The organism is Iodobacter fluviatilis (assembly GCF_900451195.1).
GTDB classification, from domain to species: domain Bacteria; phylum Pseudomonadota; class Gammaproteobacteria; order Burkholderiales; family Chitinibacteraceae; genus Iodobacter; species Iodobacter fluviatilis.
On sequence record NZ_UGHR01000003.1, the window covers coordinates 646,037 to 667,108 of the forward strand.

A 21,072-nucleotide genomic window follows, 5' to 3' on the forward strand; every position below is an offset into this window, starting at 1 on the left:
CCCCCTAGCCCCCCTTTTTCAAAGGGGGGAACAAGTACAAAGACTTGTGTAGTTATTTATGGTTTCCAGGAGTAAGGCATAGAGCCGTAGGGCGGGTGCAAGCCGCGTATTTTTCAGCATGGCTCGCGGGTTTCACCCGTTCTACGTTTTATTCTTCAGCAGGCGTATCTGCCAGTTTTTCTATTAGCACAGAATAAATTCGGCGGCTGTCTGCGCGCAGGATCTGGAAGCGGTAGCCATCGAAAGCTACAATTTCGCCGCGTTTTGGCAGGTGGCCAAAGTGCTGGGTGATTAAGCCCGCTACCGTATCAAATTCCTGATCAGAGAACGCTGAGCCAATTTCTTCGTTCAGATCACTGATCTCGGTGAGGCCTTTAACACGCCAGTTGCCGCGCCTGTCCGGGATGATATTGTCTTCGGCTTCGTCGTAATCGAATTCGTCTTCGATATCACCAACAATTTGCTCCATCACATCTTCAATCGTGACTAAGCCAGCCACGCCGCCGTATTCATCGACCACAATCGCCATATGGTTGCGGTTATTGCGAAAGTCTTTGAGCAGCACATTCAGGCGTTTGGCTTCGGGGATATACACAGCGGGGCGCAGCATATCGCGTACGTCAAATTCCTCATCGCTGGCGTAATAGCGCAGCAGGTCTTTGGCCAGCAAAATGCCAAGTACTTTGTCCTTGCTGCCATCCACAACAGGAAAGCGCGAGTGGGCGGTTTCGATGACATAGGGGATAAATTTTGCGGGTGCATCATTGATATCGATGATGTCCATCTGGCTGCGCGGCACCATCACATCACGCACCTGCATATCGCCGACGTTCAGTACGCCCTCAATCATGCCCAATGCATCGGCATCAAGCAGCTGGCGCTCAAAAGCGGAGTGGAGAATTTCTACAAGCTGGCCTCGATCTTCAGGCTCTCGTAATAAAAAGTGGGTCAAGCGTTCAAGCCATGATGACTTGGGGGCATTCAATTTCGGTGATCCCGAGGGGTAATCATCCATTATGGCGTAAAGATCCAATGATAAAGATGCCCGAATGATACCGGAAGATCGTGCTTTTTGGGTTACAGCCGTGTTGGTTATAGTGGGATTGTTGTAGTGAGGCTCCTGATTTGTGCAGTTTCAGACCGCCATGTAGCAAGGGAGGTGGTTTACCGGGTAAGCCACCTTCCCTTTGTAAGTTTACTTTTCTTCTGAATAAGGATCGCTGATGCCTAAGCCTGCCAGCAGCCTAGTTTCGAGCGCTTCCATTTCAAGCGCTTCATCTTCTTCAAGATGATCATAGCCTTGCAAGTGCAGCACGCCATGAATGGTGAGATGGGCGTAGTGATCGTTCAGGCTGATATTTTGCTCTTGTGCTTCTTTTTCTACGACCTGCGCACAGAACACAATATCGCCCAGCAGCGGCAGGCCGGGTACATCGGGCATGTCTTCATCAAAAGTAAAAGTCAGCACATTGGTGGCGTAATCTTTACCACGGTAATCGCGGTTCAGCTGCTGGCCTTCTTCTGTGTCGACAATTCTGAAGGTGATTTCTGCTGAGGCCACATCAGGCAGCAGTGCGGCTTCTGCCCATGCCTGAAACTGGGCCGTGTCTGGCAGCCCAGTGGCGGTGCTTTCTACCTGATGGCAGATTTCTAAACGTTGCTTCATAAGTGATCTTTGTAAATGTTGTTGCTTAAGAATTTCACGATACTGGTTTGATGCAGCTTGCGGTACAACTACGTAAATGGGCTGATCCTAGTGCTTGTGACTTCAGATCAGCCTGTGTGAATTAACGCTCGGCACAACTGATGTACAACGCTTCTGGCCCCTTGCCTGCAAAACCTTCAGTCGATAACTCGCCATTTTTGCGTAAGCGTGCCACGCCAGCATTTTTCTGTTGTTTGGCTTTTTTAACCGCGGCCGTTAATGCGGTTTTGTCTGCATCGACCAGCATGGCCAGAAAAGGAATTTCACTTTCAAATAATATCGCGGATTGTACCGGCAAGCCCTGAAAGGTGTAGCCCGGCGTTACTTTGAGCTCGGTGCCAAAAACCTGATTTAGCTGCAAATTGGCCATTTGCGCTAGCCAGACGGGAATCCCGGCATTGTTAAATTCCAGATTTTGGCAATTAAACGTTTTTGCCAGTTTGGGATTCAAGGCAGGTTTATTGCTGGCCGCAGGCTTTGATGCAGCGCTGGCGCCGCCATACTGATAGAGGCCATTGAACATGACATCGCCCCAATTGCCAGCACAACCATCAACCTGCATCAATAAGCCATCTTTTGCGGGGGTGAGGTGCATCTGACAGTTACCTTCATTGAAAAGCCAGCCTTCACCTACTGCTTTGAGTTTTCCTTCGCCTGACCCCGAACGGCTACTGGTTCCGGCTGATTTGCCAGAAACTTCCAGTGAAAACTGGCCACTTTCTGTAATCACCAGGGTGCGTTCAAACAGTTTGTTATTGGCATTGTACTGCCCTGCTTTGGGTAGCGACTGGTTGTTGCCCCATGCGGGCAAACTCAGTGCCAGGCTGGCAAAAAGGGTGAGTGAAAGTTGGCGGAGGTTGTGGTGTTTGTGGGGCGTTTGCATTAGAAATATTCTCCAAAGTTAGACTTTTGTTTAAATATTCATGAGCGTGCAATTATTCTTAACTCGAGCAGATTCCGGGAAAACGGTGTGCCTGCAGGAAAAAACTGACAATCTGTTTCAGGTTGCTGTATTTAACAGCAAAAAATCCTGTCGCATTACTTTGTCGTGCTTGTATTGGGCAAGTTGTTGTAATTTCTACTTAATTTCGCTGTTTTTCATACACGACGCGCTATTGAGTAGGGGGGGCGGTTGATGGTTTTTAAATATTTGTAAGCATTGCAGCACCCTAGGACGGGTGATTTTTGCTTTGAGATAATGTGCAGCGTGGCGATAAAAGCGGACCCATATTACAGATGTTTGGGGCCTGCGAGAGCCAAGGAATGAAATGAAGTATCCAGCGCATTTATTCCTCAGCTTTTCTCTCTGGCCGGCCTGCAGATTTCAGGTTTTGAGAAAGCCCGATGCTATTCTTTACGCCTTGCCACTTCACGCTCCTGCGTTTTCTTTGCATAGGCGTTGACGATTTTTTGTACTAAGGGATGGCGAACCACGTCTTCGCTGGTGAAATGGTGCAGGGCGATGCCCTTGATGTCGGCGAGTACATCCTGTGCATCAATCAGGCCGGATTTCTGGTGCTTGGGCAGGTCGATTTGCGTCGGGTCGCCCGTGATCACTGCTTTTGAGCCAAAGCCAATACGGGTCAGAAACATCATCATTTGTTCCGGCGAGCTGTTTTGCGCTTCATCCAGAATAATAAAGCTGTTATTGAGCGTTCTGCCGCGCATAAAAGCCAGCGGGGCGATTTCGATAATGCCTTTTTCAAACAGCTTGGTGACTTTATCAAAACCCATTAAATCATAGAGCGCATCGTAAAGCGGGCGCAGGTATGGATCGATTTTCTGAACTAAATCACCGGGTAAAAAGCCGAGCTTTTCACCTGCTTCTACAGCCGGGCGTACTAAAACCAAGCGTTTAACCAAGTCTCGCTCTAGCGCATCAACCGCACAAGCGACAGCCAGATAGGTTTTACCTGTGCCGGCCGGGCCAATGCCAAAGGTAATGTCATGCTCCTGAATGGCTTTGATATAGATCGTTTGGCGGGGTGTTCTGCCACGTAAATCATGGCGCTTGGTGCGCAGCGGCGTGGTATTTTCTTCGATATAGGCCGGTGCAGTGCTTTGTGTGTGCTCGATAATGGAGAGTTGTAAATCATCCCTCTCCAAGGGCTGCTCAGCCATAGCGTAAAAATGCTCAAGCAGCGTAATCCCTTGCTGCAAGTTTTTGGCGCTGCCGCTGACACGAAACTGCTCATTGCGCCTGACGATGGTGATATCGAGCGCGGTTTCGATTTGTTTCAGGTTTTCGTCAAGAGCGCCACAAAGGTTGGCAAGGCGATGGTTATCAACAGGCGTGAAATGGATGATTTGGCTATTCAAAAGCGATTCACCGAGGGTAGATCAGAGAAGCGGGCACGACCGTGCCCGCGGCTGGTATAGCTTATTAGTGTTTTAGTTTTGGAACACCACGGCGATCAATCCAGAAATCGCGAATTTCCGGAATAATATCGACCAGCGATGCAGCTACTTCGTGCTCGAATTCGGCCATATCCTGCCCGTCGCTTTCCAGATTGGCGCGGCCTTCGTCGTCAGCGCAAACCAAAATCGGATAGACAAGCTGGGCGTATTCTTCGTCGTCCATCATTTCTTGCCAGGCATCCGGGTTCATTGAAGTACCCAGCGTAAAGCCATAGCACCATTGCTGTGAGATATCTTGGCCGCTTTCTTCATCTACATACACAATCGGGCTGAAAGCGTTTTCAGCATCGGCCAGCTCATCCATTAGCTGGTTATAGAGGCGCAGAATCAGGCCTTCAATTTTTTCTTTCTCTGCATTTGAAGCAAATTTCGGGCGCTCGCCATTTTCACCCCAAACTTGAGCAAACCATTCATCAGCAGGGATTTCTTCCGGGCCAACCAGTTGCGCGGTTAAAAAGCCATGCAGCATGGATAAATCCATTGCTTGCTCTGGGGCGGCATCAGATTCTAAAAAATCGGCCAATAGGTCGAGGTCGTCGTCGCTTAGTACGGCAAAAAGTTCAGCATCTTTTGGCGATAGCATGGTGTTTTCCTTGGGTAATGCGTATCAGGGTAAGGCAAGGCCTATATCCTAATACTTTTGGCGGGCGCGTTGATGACAATCGTCGCAGTAATTAATATCTTATAAGGCTTAGATGGGCTGACAAGCTGATTCAGCCCAATTCATAAAGATTAAGCAAAAATAAACAAGCGAAGGGCAGGAAGAAACAATTGTTTCTTCCTGTTGCGTGGCTGCTTATGGCCTGATTACTTCACCACAATTTCGCCTTTCAGGCTGTGCGGGAAGGTTTCGGTAATCAGCACTTCTACAAACTGATTGATCAGGCGCGGGTTGCCGGCAAAGTTCACAATGCGGTTGTTATCGGTGCGGCCAGCCAGCTCTTGCAGCTCAGGGTTTTTACGTGCCATGCCTTCTACCAGCACCCGTTGCACCGTGCCGATCATGTTTTTGTTGACGTCCAGTGCCAGCTCGTCGATGCGTGTTTGCAGGCGTCTGAGGCGGGTGAGTTTTAGCTCTTCAGGTACATCGTCCGGTAAATCGGCAGCGGGTGTACCCGGGCGGCGGCTGTAAACAAAGCTGAATGAGGCATCAAATCCCACATCGTTAATCAGCTTCATGGTGCGTTCAAAATCGTCTTCGGTTTCACCAGGAAAGCCCACAATAAAGTCGGAGCTGAGGCAAATATCCGGGCGGGCTTCTTTAAGCTTACGCACTAGTGATTTGAATTCCAGCGTGGTATAGCCGCGCTTCATATTCACCAGCACGCGATCCGATCCAGCCTGCACCGGCAAGTGCAGATGTGAAACAAGCTTAGGCAGGGTGCGGTAGCAATCCACAATGCGTTGGGTCATTTCACGCGGATGGCTGGTGGTATAGCGCATGCGCTCAATGCCAGGAATCTCGTGTACGTATTCCAGCAGGGTGGCAAAGTCAGCGACTTCGCCTTCTTCCATTGCGCCGCGGTAGGCATTGACGTTTTGCCCCAGCAGGGTGATTTCTTTTACGCCTTGCGCAGCAAGACCCGCTACTTCTGCCAGTACTTCTTCAAACGGGCGGCTGAATTCGGTGCCGCGGGTGTAAGGCACCACGCAGAACGAGCAATACTTGCTGCAACCTTCCATGATCGATACAAAAGCCGTTGCGCCTTCAACGCGCGCTGGCGGCATATTGTCGAATTTCTCAATCTCAGGGAAAGAAATATCCACCTGAGAAATACCGCTGCTGCGGCGTTCTGCAATTAAATCAGGCAGGCGGTGCAGGGTTTGCGGGCCAAACACCATATCCACATAAGGCGCACGTTTCACAATCGCCGCGCCTTCCTGCGACGCTACACAGCCGCCTACACCAATCAGCAAATTTGGATTTTTAAGCTTGAGCTCTCTTACCCGGCCCAGATCTGAGAACACCTTTTCCTGCGCTTTTTCGCGCACGCTGCAGGTGTTAAACAAAATTACATCGGCTTCTTCAACATTGTCGGTCTGCGTTAAGCCTTCGGACGCGTGTAGTACGTCGGCCATTTTGTCCGAATCGTATTCGTTCATCTGGCAACCGAAGGTCTTAATAAATACTTTCTTGCTCATTGATACATGCTCTGATTGTTAGTTTTACTTCAAATTCATTCTTTGACTTGCATTCGCTTTTCGGAAAGCTCAAAGGTAAGAATCGCCCTGTGGCGGGTACCTGAGATTCTTTATTCTGAGATGATCGTTTTCGGGCGGGCTTTTATGGTGGCGACTTCATCATTGGTAAGCAGCCAGATTCGCCAGATATTGCCGGAAGTTGCTTCAAACTGATACCAGACCGCGGCTTGTTGCGGGGTTTGATTCTGCATAATCAAGGCATTATTGGTACCGTAAATCCTGAGCCCAGGTGCGGTGCGGTAGAGCTTGCCATCAATTTTAATTTCGGGCAGCGCTGCAGCTTGCAGGTCCCCTAACTGACCTTGATTGGGCAGGATGCGAGCGGCGTAACTTTGGCTGCTGATGGCAAGCGCTAGCCAAAACAAGAACTTAGGCATGGGGATTCCCGCTGGTAAAACCCGCAATGCTAACAAGCTAGCGGGCGTATTGAAAGCTTAGACTGATTTACGTGAGTGTGAAAACTGGATTTATTGCGCGGATCAGGGATTTTTTGCGGGTAAATAAGAAATTTTCAGCAGCAGAGCTATGGCTGGAATGTCTGGATTTATGAGGAAATGGTGCTTCAGCGGGCTGGCCCGGTTGTGGCGGGCCAGCCCGCTGGCGCTTATCACTTAGGCAAACATTGCGCCAGCTTAATGGTGGCTGCGATGTTTCTGGCGCAGAGCCGTACATTGTCTGCGGCATGAGCAAGTGCATCTTCTATCGATACGGCGCGGTTAAGTACGCTGAATACGGCCTCAATGCCGTGCTGGTGCACCACGCCTACATCTGGGCTAAGGCAGCCAGCGATGCCAATTACGGGGATATCAAATACCTTGGCCATTTGAGCTACGCCCATAGGCGTTTTGCCGTGGATGGTTTGGCTATCCATGCGGCCCTCGCCGGTAATGACTAAATCTGCGCCTTGCAACAGAGCGGCAAACTGTACTGATTCCAGTACGATTTCTACGCCGGGGCGCAGGCTGGCATTTAAAAATGCCAGGGCCGCAGCGCCCATTCCACCCGCGGCACCCGCACCTTTGGCATGAGCCACTTCAATATCTAAGTCTTGGCTGATTTGCTTGGCGTAATGGGCAAGGCCTGCATCGAGCAGGGCGACCATTTCAGGTGTTGCACCTTTTTGCGGGCCAAAGATGGCGGCGGCTCCCTGCTCGCCAATCAGTGGGTTGTTTACATCGCAAGCCACTTCAAATTTGCAATCTTGAACTCGCTTATCAAGGTTGCTGAGGTCGATTTTTGCGAGTTGGGCTAAATCAGCGCCGCCAAAAGGCAGTGGTTTACCCGCTGCATTTAAAAACTGCCCGCCTAAAGCCTGCATCATGCCTACACCGCCATCCACCGTCGCGCTGCCGCCTATGCCCAGAATAATATGCCTTGCGCCATGGTCCAGCGCCGCCAGAATCAGCTCGCCAGTGCCATAGCTGGTGGTGAGCATGGGGTTACGTAATGCAGGTGGCACGAGGCTTAAGCCGCTGGCCGCCGCCATTTCGATAATCGCGGTATGGCCGTCGCCAGACAGGCCAAAAAACGCGGGCACGCATTCACCCAGCGGGCCGGTGACGGTTTGCAGAATAATCCGCCCGCCCGTGGCGGCGACCATGGCTTCAACCGTGCCTTCGCCGCCATCGGCCACCGGCACTTTTATATATTGCGCATCGGGCAGCACTTCTTTGAAACCCGCTTCAATCTGCGTGGCCACTTCAAGGGCGGAGAGGCTTTCTTTGTAGGAGTCGGGGGCTATTACAATTTTCATCATCAACTCCAATACTTAAAATTTGAACACACCAAAAATCAGCGTAGAGACAATCGTAATCGACAAACCGACGGCTGTTTCGTAAGGAATTACTTTCAGCCGCTCGGTAATGCTCATATTGACCGCACCGCCAGTGGCGTGGAAAAAACTACCGTGCGGCATATGGTCAAACACGGTTGAGCCTGCGTGGATCATGGCGGCTCCGGCCAGAGCAGGGACGGCCAGCTCAAGTAGGGTGCTGCTGAATACTTGCGATGCAACCACAGTGCCTGCGGTGGTGGAAGCGGTGGCCAAGGACATCAGCGCGCCGGATATCGGGGCCAGCATATAGGCGGGCAGGCCCGAGCTTTGCAGCGCTTCGATCAGCACGGTTTTAAGGCTGGATGCGCCGATAATCCCGGCCAAAGTACCCGTGCCCAGCAGCATAATCGCTACCGGAGCCATGCGGCCCAAGCCTGCTACGGCAAATTGATTGCTGTCTTTAAAGCGGCCCATCGCCAGCGCACCGAGTAAGCCGCCGAGGGGAAGGGCGAGCAGGGGGTCGATCACAATGCCAAACACGGGCCGGAGCGAGAGCAAAATAATCGCTACCAGCGGGGCAACAATGGCGGTGGCAAAGGAAGGCAGGGCCTTGCGGTCAAAAGCGACCACTTCGCTGGCCTCTACCTTGCTGCCTTTATTGACCAGTTTTTTTGCAATGAAATAGGCGACCACTAAGCCAACCAAGCCAGGCACTATCCCTGCCGCCATCACCGAGGTGAGCGGCACATGAAAAGCATCGGCTGCCGCAATTGCATTCGGGTTGGGCGACATCACATTGCCCGCCTTGCCGCCACCAATCATGGCTAGCAAAATCGCCATTTTGGATAGATCGGCCTGCCGCGCAATCGCGAGGGCAATCGGGGCGACGGTAATCACCGCCACATCAATGAATACGCCAACGGCGGTTAAAATCATGGTGGCGATGGCTAGGGCCAGCAGGGCGCGGGTTTCGCCCACTTTTTTGACGATGGTGTCGGCAATGCTGGCTGCTGCGCCTGATTCGATCAATACCCCTGCCAGCACACCGGCGGCCAGAATACGCATCACGGCGGGGATAATTCCTTTGGCTCCACCCATCATTAAATTGACGGTGCTGGATAAATCTACGCCACCGACAATCCCCCCCACTAAAGCGCCAACAATCATGCCGTAGGCGGGAGGCACTTTTCGTAAAATTAGAAAAATGGCAACAACGAGCGCACTGAGCGCGCCTAAAGTGCTGACTTCCATCGCTTGAAACTCCTGTTCAGGCTGGGTATTGCGGATAGCGGATGTTGAACAGGATAAACGCCCTGCAAGGGGATATCTTCATGCGGATGCATAAAAATAAGCCATTAAATCACTGTAATTTTTGGGGTTTATTACATTAGGGGTGATTTTTATGCAATTTGCAAAGCGGCATAGAGCAAAAATCGCTCGTCTGTTTTACTGAGGGTAAGGCCGGTGATGGCCTCAATCCGGCTGAGGCGATAATCCAGTGTGTTGCGGTGAATATGCAGAAACTGCGCTGTTTCTACGGGGCGGGTGTCGCAGGAAAACCATGCCGCCAGTGTTTTACGCAGCTGGCCGTTGCCATCTTGGCACTCAAGCTTTTTCAGCGGAATACGCAGTTGTGCGGCTTGCCAGCCTGAATTTAATCCGGCCAGCAGCACCGGCAAGCTTAAATCCTGATAAAAAAAGCAGGTCTGTTCCGGCTTGCGTGTTTTGCCGATTTTTAGGGTGGTGACCGCGCTTTGATAAGACAGCGCCACAGCATTTGCGGCGCTAAAATATTGCCCTAGTGCGATGCGCACCCCCAGCCTGCTTTTGCTGGCAACCCGTGTGAGTAAGTCATGTACCCGCAGCCGGTGCTCTTCTGGATTCCAGCGCCCCTGATGATCCAGTGCGGGTTTGAGCACCACTAATTCGGTTAAAGAAACGGTGGCAACCAAGTTATCGCGCTCTGGTGTACTCAGTAGGGTTTGCAGCTCTTGTAACTCGGCCAAAGCCGCATCAATACCCAGCGTGCCGCTGTCTACTTCAATCACCGCCACCACGCGCGGGCGCTGGATATCGACGCCCAGCTTTTGCGCCCAAGCTTCTAAGTCTGAATGCGGCGCGGCTTCGCCTTTGATGAGTTGCAAAACCAGCTCTTCGCGGTAGCGGGTATCACGCCCCAAGGCTTGAATCAGCCGTGCCTGCTCCAAGCTCATTTCCGCTGTCATCCTGACCAGCTCACCATAGTGGCGCACCGTATCGGGCTGGCCGGTGATGCCAACTACGCCCACAATTTGCCCAGCAAGGCGCAGCGGCAGATTCACACCGGGGCGCACACCATGCAACTGCTGCGCCATGGCGTCGTCAATTTCTACCGTGCGCTGCTGAGATAGCACCAGCAAAGCGCCTTCATGCTGCTTGCCCAGCCGCTCTGTATCGCCACTGCCGATTACCGTGCCCGAGGCATCGATCACATTCACATTGCTACCAATAATCGCCATGGTGCGATTGACGATTTCTTGTGCAAGAGCGGCATTGAGCAGAGACATAGCGGGCCTAGAGGTAAGGGGGTTATATCGTGATACTAAAAATATCTTTCATCGCATTTTGGCCTGCACGGCTGATTTGCAGGCGACGGCTGTCTAAATCTTGTTCTACCCAGCCACGCTTTTTGGCAAGTATTAGTAGCGCCGCGCCGAGTGCGCCACCCAGATGAGGGCTGCGTTCGCTCCAATCGAGGCAGGCGCAGGCAAAACGGCGACGTTTTTTTGCCAGCTCAGGCAAATCCACGCCAAGCTTACTGAAGGCCTGTTGGCCTTGCTCGCTTAAAACATATTGGGATGCATCGTCAGAGTCGGCGAGCAGCCAGCCCATGGCAAATAAGCGATCGTGTAATTGCACCGCCACCGATCCCGCCATATGGTCGTAGCAGGTGCGTGCCGCTTGCAAATAATGGGGCGTGTTAGGGCTCAATGGTGTTTTGGGCGTGTTTGAAATCAGCAGCAGCGCTTCCAGCGCCGATGCTACATCGTGATTATGCAGGCGGTAGTAGCGATGCCTGCCTTGGATCAGCATGCTAACCAGTTGCTCGGTTTTTAGCCGTGTTAAATGGGCACTGGCTGTGGATGCGCTCACTTCCCCAGCGATGGCCAGCTCGGTTGCGGTACGGGCTTTGCCATCGAGCAAGCTGCAAAGCATCCTAGCGCGAGCTGGTTCGGCAATGGCGGCGGCAACGCTGGCCAGGCGGGTGTCTTCCATGATTAGCTCCAGTGCGCGGTTAGGCTGGGCTGAACAGTCTTGGCTCGGGCTGGGTCGGCAATGGCGGCGGCAACGCTGGCTAGGCGGGTGTCTTCCATATTTCGCTCCGGAGCGAAGTAAGCGGTGCAGGCAATCTACACAATATCGCCATGATTAAACAAGCATGGATGGAATGCGATGCCCTCTGTAAGGATTCACCCGCTGGTTGCGGCAGCCCATGTACACCCTTATCCCTATTACGCAGCACTGCGAAATGAAGCGCCTGTTTTTTTTGATATGGAGCACAAAATATGGGTAGTGAGCAGGGCAGATTTGATTATGCAACTGATGCAAAGCCCGCATTGCGTGGTGCGTCCGCCCAAGGAGCCTGTGCCTGCTGCAATTGTAGGAACGCCAGCGGCTGAAATTTTTGCCCGCCTGATCCGGATGAATGAGGGGCAGGCACATCTGCCTTTAAAGCAGGCTATCCAGTGCAGCTTAGCTAGGCTTGATACGGCGTGTTTGCCGCAGCTGGTTAAAAAATGGCGCTCAGCGGAGTGCGATTTGTACGCGCTTTGCCATTTTGTGCCGGTGGCGGTATTGGCTGATTTACTTGGCTTTGCGCCTGATACTCGCCCCGAATTAATGGGCTGGATTGCCGATTTTGTGGCCTGCCTTTCTCCTTTAAGCAGCGAGGCAGATCTGGCTGGGGCAAGCGTGGCTGCTCAATGTTTATTGGCGCATTTCACTTTGCTATTGGAAGGTGACTTAGCTCAAGGAAGTGTGCTGGCAAATCTCGTGCAAGATTCAGAAGGGGCAGATCGCCAGGCCTTACTGGCTAATTTAATTGGCCTGCTTTCGCAAAGCTATGAAGCAACAGCGGGCCTGCTTGGCAATTGCCTGATTGCGCTGCAACAACATGGGATGTCGAATGATTTGCCACTGACTTCCTTTGTAGAGGAAGTGGCTCGCTTTGATCCATCCGTGCAAAACACTAGGCGTTTTGTGGTGCAAGACTTGGAAATTCACGGCCAGCAACTGCGAAAAGGCGATGCCGTGTTGCTGCTTCTAGCGGCTGCAAATCGTGATGCTGCCTTTAACGCAAAGGGCGATGATTTTGCACAAGGCCGTACCGATCGTCGCAGCTTGAGCTTCGGCCATGGCCGGCATAGCTGCCCCGGTCAGACGCTGGCAATCAAAATAACCACGGCTATTTTGAGCGATTATCTAGCGCAAGAGGGTATGGCAGACCCCTTGCAATGGAGATATCAAGCCTCAGCCAATGGGCGCATTCCTAGGTTTTTTAGTCATCAGGAAAAAGCGATTTAGCTTTCACTCCAAACTTGTTTTTCTCCGTGAAACGCCGTGTTCTTTGTGGTTCAAGATTTGGGTTTTACTGAGCAACATCTCTTATTAAAAGGACTCCCCATGATTGCTGTCATTTTTGAAGTTTGGCCTGCGCAAATGCAGGATTATTTAAATATTGCTGCCGGTTTACGCAGCGAATTGGCCCTGCAGGATGGTTTTATCTCGATAGAGCGTTTTAGCAGCCTGAGCGAGCCGAGTAAGCTGTTGTCTTTGTCTTTCTGGCGAGATGAAGCGGCGGTGAAAGCCTGGCGTTGTGGTGCGCAGCACAGAGCTGCGCAATCGCTTGGGCGTAAGGATGTTTTTGCAGATTACCGCCTGCGCGTGGCGGCGGTGACGCGGGATTATGGTTTGAATGAGCGCGATCAGGTGCCGGAGGATAGCTTGATTATGCACGGCTAAATGAAGGTGTTCTGTCGTAAATGTATGCAGCCTTGCTACTTTTTTACGACAGAGAATGCTTAAGTCGGGTGTTATGCTAGCCGTCTTGTTTTATTGACTGGCAGGAAGAAAACGCGATGGCTTGGAAGTTTAAACGTGGGTCCTGGTTGCGGATTGTGATGGTTTTGCTGATGCTGGCCGTGCTTGGCTGGGGCGTAAAGGCGATTTTCTTTCCAAGTAAGGCCGCCCCTCAGTACACCACGGCCAAGGTAGCAAAAGCAGATTTAGAAAATGCGGTGCTGGCGACGGGCACTTTGCAGGCTTTTCGCAAGGTGGATGTGGGTGCTCAGGTTTCTGGGCAGTTGCAAAAGCTGGAAGTGGAGTTGGGTGACAGGGTGAAAAAAGGCCAGCTCTTGGCAACCATCGACCCAAATCTGGCGCAAAACGAAGCGCTGAATGCCGAGGCTTCTTTGGAGGGCTTGCTCGCGCAAAGGCAATCGACGTTGCTGCAATTAGAGCAGGCCAAAATCGATTTAGCACGCCAGCAAACCCTGCTGAGCCGGGAGGCCGCATCGAAGCAGGCGGTAGAAGACACCAGCTTAAAGCAAAGAACGCTGCAATCTGATTTGGCACAGCGTGATGCCGATATTAAAAAAGCCAAGCTGACGCTTGATTCCGCGAAGACCCGCCTTGGCTACACCCGTATTCTTGCGCCAATTGATGGCGAAGTGGCGGCGATTACCACGCTGGAAGGCCAAACCGTGATTGCGGCTCAGCAAGCGCCTAATCTGCTGACATTGGCTGATTTAGACACCATTACCGTGAAAGCGCAGATTTCTGAAGCGGATGTGATGAAAGTCCACGCCGGACAAGCCGTTTATTTCACTACTCTGGGACAGCCGGATAAGCGCTATTACGGCAAGCTGCGGGCGATTCAGCCCACGCCAGAGAAAGTCAATAACGCGATTTTTTACAATGCGCTGTTTGAAGTGCCTAATCCAAGCCATGCCTTACGCCAGGATATGACTGCTCAGGTGGCGATTGTGCTTGAGCATGCAAAAAGTGTTTTAAGTATTCCTACTATTGCCCTAGGGGCTAAGGCCAAGGATGGCCGCTATACCGTGCGGGTGGTGGGCGCGGATGGTATTGCCGTCGACAGGCAGATCAAAACGGGGCTGAATAATAATGTACAGGTGCAAGTGCTGGCTGGTCTAAAAGAAGGCGATCTGGTGGTGACAGGTGATGCGGCCTTGGGTAAGTCAGAAATGTCTGTAACGGTTGGAGCATAGCCGTGCGTAAGCCTCTTTTAGAGCTCAGCCAAATTGTGCGCAGTTTTCCGGCTGGCGATGGTGAAGCGGTGGTGCTGGATCAGGTGAATCTTTGTATTCATGCCGGTGAAATGGTGGCGATTGTGGGCGCTTCCGGCTCAGGAAAATCCACCCTGATGAATATTCTGGGCTGCCTGGATAAGCCGACATCGGGCACTTATCTGGTGAATGGACGCGATGTATCTGATCTAGATAGTGACGAGCTGGCCGGGCTGCGGCGTGATCGTTTTGGCTTTATTTTTCAGCGCTATCACTTATTGCCGCATTTATCGGCGCAGGGCAATGTGGAAATGCCTGCGGTTTACTCCGGGCTGGCAAAGGATGCGCGGCAGGACAGAGCCAAAGCCTTGCTCCGCCGCCTTGGCTTAAGCGATAAATTGGAGCATCGCCCCAGCCAGCTTTCCGGAGGCCAGCAGCAGCGGGTCAGTATTGCCCGCGCATTGATGAATGGCGGTGAGGTTATTCTGGCTGACGAGCCAACCGGCGCGCTCGATAGTCATAGCGGCGAAGAGGTGATGAATATTCTGCGCGAGCTGCACGCGCAGGGCCACACCGTGATTATTGTTACCCACGATCATAAAGTAGCCGATTGCGCCGAACGCATTGTCGAGATTAGCGATGGCCGCATTATCAGCGATCGCAGCAAGCCGGTGGATGTGGTGGTGGAGGGCAAAATTGCGCCGCACGGGCAGGAAGTGAAATCGCTGAGAGTGGTATTAGATCGCTTTGCGGCGGCTTTAAATATGGCCTGGCGGGCGATGTCGGCCAATCGGATGCGTACCCTGCTCACCATGCTGGGGGTGGTGATTGGCATTACTTCGGTGGTGTCGATTGTGGCGATTGGCGAGGGCGCTAAACGTAAAATTCTGCAAAATATTGGTGAAATCGGCAGCAATACGATGAATATCTTCCCAGGTAAAGACTGGGGGGACGATAGGGCGGGCAGTTTGAGATCCTTGCTGCCGGGGGATATTACTGCGCTGCAAGCCATGCCCTTTATTGATAGCGTGACCCCGAGTACTAGCACTAATTTGCGCCTGCGCCACCGTGCTTTGGATGTCAGCAGCAATGTAAGTGGGGTGGGTGAGTATTATTTTCGGGTGAGTGGTTTAAAGCCCGCATTGGGGCGGTTTTTTAATAGCGAGGATGTGGCCACCCAATCGCAGCTGGTGGTGATTGATCACAATACCCTGCGAAAGTTATTCCCTAAGGGGGCGGATCCGCTGGGCAAGGTGATTTTAGTGGGCAATCTGCCTGCTACCGTGATTGGTGTGGCAGCAGAAAATAAGAGTGGCTTTGGCGGTGGCGGGCAATCTTTGCAAGTGTGGCTGCCCTTTACCACCACGGCCAACCGCCTGTTTGGCCAGCAGTATTTCAACAATATCACCGTGCGGGTAAAGGATGGCCAATCCTCTGCTGCGGCCGAGCAAAGCATAGAAAAACTGCTGACTTTGCGCCATGGCAGCAAGGATTTCTTTATCTACAACATGGATAGCATCGTTAAAAAAATCGAGCAGACCAGCCAGATGCTGGCGCTGTTGTTATCGATGATTGCGCTGATTTCCCTAGTGGTAGGTGGGATTGGTGTGATGAATATTATGCTGGTGTCGGTGACTGAGCGAACGCGTGAGATTGGCATTCGTATGGCCGTGGGTGCGCGGCAAAGCGATGTGATGCAGCAGTTTCTGACCGAATCGGTACTGGTTTGCCTGATTGGCGGCGTGATTGGCGTACTGCTCTCCTTAGGGATCGGTGCTTTGGTGCAGTTTTTTGTGCCAGATTGGAAAATGATTTTCTCTCTTGGCTCTTTTATCGCCGCCTTTATTTGCTCGACGTTAATTGGGGTGTTCTTTGGCTTTTTGCCTGCCCGTAATGCTGCGCGTTTAGATCCGATTGAAGCCCTGGCGCGAGAATAAAAATGAAAAAAATAATCTTATTATCAACGGTTTTACTCAGCGCCTGCGGCTCCTTACTTAGCCCAAGCCCTAGTGCACCTTTACCTGCTATGCCAGCCCATTGGGCGGAGCAAAATCAGTCCGCCAGCTTAAGTCAGGGCGCATGGTGGCTGGCTTTTCATGATGCTGAGCTGACCAAGCTGATCGACGATGCTCTGCAAAGTAATGCTGATTTATCCGTCGCGGCGATCAGATTACGTCGTGCCCATCTTAGGGAAGGCGTGAGCGAACATGCCGCCGCGCCGGTTTTGAGTGGTAGCGGTAGTGGTAGTGTGAACCGCAGTTTTGATCCGGTAGTGAACCGCCAGAGCTACAACCTGACGGCCACGGCCAGCTATGAGTTTGATCTGTGGGGGCGTCTGGCGAGTGACAGAGCCGCTGCCAGAGAAGAGCGTATTGCGACTGAGGCCGACAGGCAGGCGCTTAAATTATCCATCTCCACCTCGGTAGCCAGCCAGTATTGGGCGATTGCTTTACTAGATAAAAAGCTCGCCGCCAGTACGCTTAATGTGCAGCAGCTCAGACAAGCGTTAGCGATTGCACAGGCTAAAAATCAAGCTGGGGCATTGGCAAAAAGCGAGGCGCTGAGTGCTGAACAAAGCTTGCTGAGCGAAGAAGCCAATCACACCCAGCTTTTGCAGCAAAGGAAAGCTGCGTTTTATAACCTGAGTTTATTGTTCGACCGGCCACCGCAAAGCTTTACCTTGGCAGGAGCCAGCTTGCCGCAGGGCGATTTGCCCAGTATTTCCGCAGGTGTCCCTAGTGAAGTGCTGGGGCGACGCCCTGATTTGCAAGCGATGGAGGCCAGATTAAGGGTAAGTCTCGCGCAAATTGATGTGGCCAGAGCGGCGTTTTATCCCAGCTTTTCTCTGACCACCAGCTTAGGTGGCAGCAGCTCTGCTTTAGCCGAGTTATTTCAGAACCCGGTGGCAAGCGCAGGGCTGAATTTGGCACTGCCTTTTTTAGATTGGGAAAAGCATCAGCTGAATCTGGATATCAGCCGCAGCCAGTATGAAGAACAGCTTACTACATTCAGGCAGGGACTTTACAAGGCGCTGGCCGAAACCGAACAAGCGCTGGATGCCAGAGTACGCCTCGCCGAGCAAAACCAGCAATTAGCTCAATCCTTGCAGTTGGCGACGAAGCTAGATGGCATCGCTCAAGCGCGTTTTGAAGCGGGAGCAACAGACATCCAGCCTTGGCTAGACGCCGCAGCCCGCCGCCGCAGTGCCCAAACCAGCTTGCTGCAAAATCGCTTTGATCAGGCGAGTAATTTGCTGGCGATTTATAAGGCTTTGGGAGGGGCTGTGGAGTAGGGGCACTTCAGTGCTGCAGCCCCTTTTTCAAAGGCTCTTTCTTCGTTAAATATTGAAGCAGAGTTGAGTGGCTACTTACTCTTTTATAGGGTGCGCAAGTCGTTTTTCTTGCGCACCGCTTTTGCTAAGAAGCGGCATTGTGAATAAGCAAAAAGATCTTTTTAGTGCCTCTGACACGTTGATTTTGATGCGGGAATCCCCCGCGAGGGACTTACTTTCTTGAACGGCCAGAAATCCTCGTACGCAAAGAAGACCGCCCCGACCAGCATGAAGGCCCCTCACTGCGGACAGCGGTGGCTGCGGGACTCGCTTCGCTCAAACAGGATCAAAGAAACCCCGCCCTGCTTGTTCCTCGTGTCGCGGCTTCAAGGGGAGGATTTAAGCCCCGTGCAAAAAGCGCATTTATTGCATTCTCTGCTGTTTGCTAATAAAAAACCTTGATTTCAGTTTTCAACTGTTAATGCAGACATCGCCTTTTCAAAGGAGGGAACAAGCCCATTAAACGTGTGTTGATCTTATGCATCAAACCAAATGAAACTGCTGCATTTCTACGGATAGTGCCCTTGATAACTCGCGTAGGTGACGAGCGTTGCCAGCGGCTTTTTCTACTGCACTGCTGCTGGCAGAGGCGAGCTGAGAAACGCGATCGATATTATCGACCACTTTATTTGCCTCTTGCGATTGTCGGTGCAGCGAGCTGCTGATATCGCTGATTACGTCTCCCATTACCCCGGCATCAACACGGATAGTTTCGATGGCCGAGCCTGCCCGGCTGGCCAGCTCTACGCCTATTTCTACTTTGTTTACACCATTATTCATATGCACTGCTGTGTATTCGGTGCCTTCCTGAATTTTGCGCACCTTTTCGGTAATTTCCTGTGTGGAGCTGGCGGTGCGCTCGGCTAGTTTTCTTACTTCATCGGCAACGACGGCAAAGCCGCGTCCTTGCTCGCCCGCCCTTGCTGCCTCGATGGCCGCATTGAGGGCAAGCAAATTGGTTTGGTCGGCAATATCCCGGATGACTTGTACAATCACAGAGATTTGCTGGGCATGGCCGGTGAGCATGGCAACACTGCCAGAGGCTTCCTGCACGGTGGCGGCAATGGTTTTGATACTGTCTACTGTTTCACGGATCACCTGATCGCCACGGTTTAATGTTTGGCCGGAGGTCTTGGTCATGTCACTGGCATTGTTGGCGCTGCCCGATATTTGATTAATGCTGGCTACCAGCTGTTGCACGGTTTCCCGCATGGCGAGCATCGAGCTGGATTGGTTTTTAACTAAATCTTCTGCCTCATCAGAGGCATTGCCAATGGCATTTGCGCCTTGCTCTATTTCCTGGGCGGCATGTGAAACTTGCTGCATGATATGGCTGAGTTTGATTTGCATATCCCCCATGAGTGCCAGAAAGCTATCGGGAATACGCCCGCTCATTTCTATGCGGTGGGCAAAATCTCCTCCAGCCATATAGGAAATATGCTGTCTTGCCTCTTCTACTGTGCCACCTATCGTATTGCGCAGTGCCACAAAAGTGCGCCACAGCATAAATAGGGTCGAGACTCCCACTAGAATAAAGATGATTTTAGCGATGCCTGCGAGTTGGTTGGCATCAAGCACTGCCTTTGCTGTACGTGCCTCTAGCAGGGTGTAAAACTCGTCAATGGGCTGCATGATTTTGGCTTTATTGGCGTGATAAGTCTTGTCATGCATCATGGCCCTAGCCTTGGCGTAGCCCTCTTCTGCACCTTCCCCCGTTTTTTTGACGAGACCCATGGCTTCTACTTCGGTGTTTACCAAGCCATCAGAGTTCTTTTTGGCTTCAGTGAGCTTGCCAAACTCCTCGTCGGTGAAACCCAGCTCTTTCATCATTTCTAAGAGAGGGCGTTTTACTGCGGAGTCTGCCCTTGGTGCGCTGCCTGTGGCGGCCACAAAATCCCAATAGATACGGTTGTAGTTTTCTGGCCGTGCTTTTTCGCCATTACGGATCGCCAAAATATCCATATATTGCTTTTCATAAGCAGGATCACGCGAAACTACATAGGTGCGTGCCAGGCGGGTTAAATCATCAGAAGATTGTCGTAGTTCATCGGCCAGTAAATATGATTGGTAGCGTTGCAAATGGGCTTCGTCCACGCGCAGATGCAGACCGACATAGATGGCAAACAAGATGACGAGCGTGATTAAACAGCCGATAGATGCCATTAGATTTTTTTGGAAGGAAGACATTGCACACCACCATTTGGGGTTACTGTTCCTGCTTACTATGGTTGAGCGCTGATGACTAAAGGGCAGGATTTTTATTTTACTGACAGCAGGTCACCAGAGCGTAAAGTGACCTTACGCAGGTTTATTGCACTAAATGGCGTCATTGTTGGGTTTTAAGATTTTACTTACAAAAATAAGCTGTTTGAGTAAAAATTTTTTTGTAAGTTTTTAAAGCTGTTTTGCACAGAAAAAAGCAATCTGGCAAAGAGGTTTTGTGGAGGACGCTGCCGTCAGACAGAATATTGAGTAAGCATAAAATACGCCGTAAATTCAAAAAAATCAGCTTAGGTAGCAGAGTTTTTGCCCTAGCTAGGCTGGTTTTGCATGTAAATTGGGGCGCTGGCTCAATAAATAATGCGATTGAGTGGTGTTAGGCTAGGAAGTGTATTTTGAATCTGGTATCTCAGGCACAAGGTATTATTGCTTAAGCTTACATATAACAAATATTAAACACCAGCCAAAAATAAGCAGCTTGTGTCTTTGAATGGATAGCCTAGCAATGCCAAAAATAAGTGCTGTGCTTGTTGATGAACGGTAAGCACTATTCTTTTGCTATTTTAAAATGCCGCAGTATTCCTCTTAATCGTCTTCGATTAAATCGTACATTAACGCTGGCTATGCAATAGTGCAAAAGCAAAATGCAGTGATGCTACTTGTTTCTGCGGTGAGTGATCACTAAAGAAATGATTTTTGCCCGGTGATTATCTTTGGTGTCTTGCAGGCTATTGAGCACTATTTGCTCTGTTTTTTTATCGTCCTGATGATGGTTTCTTTCCATCATATCGCTGAGCATCAGTTGCTTTAGTTTTAAATAGTGCTCGTCGCATTGCTCAAGTATTTGTTCGGCAATATAGACGGGGGAGGCAATGAATTGAATTTTTTCAGTTAATTCGCTGCTGATACACTTTGTCCATTGAGCAATTGCCCCGCCGACAATGATTTGCCCATCATCTTGTTTTGCCTCTTCTGCCTGAGCAATTGATGAACAGAGTATAAATACACAGCAAATGGTCCTGATCTTCACGCTAAGCCTGCTCAATATGTGAATGGGTAATGCAATAGCGCAGGTATCTGTTTCTGCGCTATTGCATATGGCATATATCATAATCTTAAACAAGAAATACGACTA

18 protein-coding genes are annotated in these 21,072 nt (G+C 51.2%); 5 read left to right on the forward strand and 13 right to left on the reverse strand.

Translation table 11 applies throughout. The annotated features are described in order from the left end of the window. Positions 1–148 precede the first annotated feature (148 nt). From DYD62_RS18335 to DYD62_RS18385, 11 genes are all read right to left on the reverse strand, one after another. Positions 149–1,015 carry a CorC family transporter gene (locus DYD62_RS18335; protein ID WP_115228830.1) on the reverse strand — a complete coding sequence of 289 codons (867 nt, stop codon included), beginning with the start codon at positions 1,013–1,015 and terminating at the stop codon, positions 149–151. A 180-nt stretch (positions 1,016–1,195) separates the two neighbouring features. Continuing rightward, positions 1,196–1,666, reverse strand: coding sequence for an rRNA maturation RNase YbeY (ybeY, locus tag DYD62_RS18340; protein WP_115228831.1), 471 nt, complete (start codon positions 1,664–1,666; stop codon positions 1,196–1,198). 121 nt (positions 1,667–1,787) lie between these two features. Then, complete coding sequence (locus DYD62_RS18345; RefSeq protein WP_115228832.1) at positions 1,788–2,588, reverse strand: hypothetical protein; 801 nt, start codon at positions 2,586–2,588, stop codon at positions 1,788–1,790. A gap of 464 nt (positions 2,589–3,052) precedes the next feature. Then, a complete protein-coding gene (locus DYD62_RS18350; RefSeq protein ID WP_115228833.1) occupies positions 3,053–4,024 on the reverse strand; it encodes a PhoH family protein in 972 nt (323 codons plus the stop codon). A 64-nt stretch (positions 4,025–4,088) separates the two neighbouring features. Next, entirely contained in the window at positions 4,089–4,706 is a 618-nt protein-coding gene (locus DYD62_RS18355; RefSeq protein WP_115228834.1) for a UPF0149 family protein, read from the reverse strand. A gap of 224 nt (positions 4,707–4,930) precedes the next feature. Further along, positions 4,931–6,265 (reverse strand): tRNA (N6-isopentenyl adenosine(37)-C2)-methylthiotransferase MiaB, encoded by a 1,335-nt coding sequence (gene miaB, locus DYD62_RS18360; RefSeq protein WP_115228835.1) that lies wholly within the window; start codon positions 6,263–6,265, stop codon positions 4,931–4,933. 110 nt (positions 6,266–6,375) lie between these two features. After that, positions 6,376–6,702 carry a hypothetical protein gene (locus DYD62_RS18365; RefSeq protein WP_115228836.1) on the reverse strand — a complete coding sequence of 109 codons (327 nt, stop codon included), beginning with the start codon at positions 6,700–6,702 and terminating at the stop codon, positions 6,376–6,378. A 230-nt stretch (positions 6,703–6,932) separates the two neighbouring features. After that, a complete protein-coding gene (locus tag DYD62_RS18370; RefSeq protein ID WP_233702967.1) occupies positions 6,933–8,081 on the reverse strand; it encodes a glycerate kinase in 1,149 nt (382 codons plus the stop codon). Positions 8,082–8,093: 12 nt separating this feature from the next. Further along, complete coding sequence (locus tag DYD62_RS18375) at positions 8,094–9,350, reverse strand: GntP family permease (protein WP_115228838.1); 1,257 nt, start codon at positions 9,348–9,350, stop codon at positions 8,094–8,096. 149 nt (positions 9,351–9,499) lie between these two features. Beyond that, positions 9,500–10,645: a sugar diacid recognition domain-containing protein gene (locus DYD62_RS18380; RefSeq protein WP_115228839.1), complete on the reverse strand. Its 1,146-nt coding sequence runs from the start codon at positions 10,643–10,645 to the stop codon at positions 9,500–9,502. Between the two features lie 22 nt (positions 10,646–10,667). Beyond that, complete coding sequence (locus DYD62_RS18385) at positions 10,668–11,354, reverse strand: ArsR/SmtB family transcription factor (RefSeq protein ID WP_115228840.1); 687 nt, start codon at positions 11,352–11,354, stop codon at positions 10,668–10,670. Between the two features lie 177 nt (positions 11,355–11,531). Between DYD62_RS18385 and DYD62_RS18390 the strand changes: the two genes are divergently transcribed. From DYD62_RS18390 to DYD62_RS18410, 5 genes are all read left to right on the forward strand, one after another. Next, on the forward strand, positions 11,532–12,662 hold the full coding sequence (locus DYD62_RS18390; protein WP_115228841.1) for a cytochrome P450: 1,131 nt from the start codon (positions 11,532–11,534) through the stop codon (positions 12,660–12,662). Positions 12,663–12,761: 99 nt separating this feature from the next. Beyond that, positions 12,762–13,100 (forward strand): antibiotic biosynthesis monooxygenase family protein, encoded by a 339-nt coding sequence (locus tag DYD62_RS18395; protein WP_115228842.1) that lies wholly within the window; start codon positions 12,762–12,764, stop codon positions 13,098–13,100. Between the two features lie 116 nt (positions 13,101–13,216). Then, positions 13,217–14,368 (forward strand): macrolide transporter subunit MacA, encoded by a 1,152-nt coding sequence (gene macA, locus DYD62_RS18400; RefSeq protein ID WP_233702968.1) that lies wholly within the window; start codon positions 13,217–13,219, stop codon positions 14,366–14,368. Between the two features lie 2 nt (positions 14,369–14,370). Continuing rightward, positions 14,371–16,323 carry a macrolide ABC transporter ATP-binding protein/permease MacB gene (gene macB / locus DYD62_RS18405; RefSeq protein WP_115228843.1) on the forward strand — a complete coding sequence of 651 codons (1,953 nt, stop codon included), beginning with the start codon at positions 14,371–14,373 and terminating at the stop codon, positions 16,321–16,323. Positions 16,324–16,325: 2 nt separating this feature from the next. Beyond that, a complete protein-coding gene (locus tag DYD62_RS18410) occupies positions 16,326–17,678 on the forward strand; it encodes an efflux transporter outer membrane subunit (protein ID WP_115228844.1) in 1,353 nt (450 codons plus the stop codon). Between the two features lie 522 nt (positions 17,679–18,200). Here DYD62_RS18410 and DYD62_RS18415 read toward each other — a convergent pair. Together DYD62_RS18415 and DYD62_RS18420 are read right to left on the reverse strand one after the other, a co-directional pair. Continuing rightward, on the reverse strand, positions 18,201–19,904 hold the full coding sequence (locus DYD62_RS18415) for a methyl-accepting chemotaxis protein (RefSeq protein WP_115228845.1): 1,704 nt from the start codon (positions 19,902–19,904) through the stop codon (positions 18,201–18,203). Between the two features lie 688 nt (positions 19,905–20,592). Then, on the reverse strand, positions 20,593–20,967 hold the full coding sequence (locus DYD62_RS18420) for a hypothetical protein (RefSeq protein WP_115228846.1): 375 nt from the start codon (positions 20,965–20,967) through the stop codon (positions 20,593–20,595). Positions 20,968–21,072: the final 105 nt, after the last annotated feature.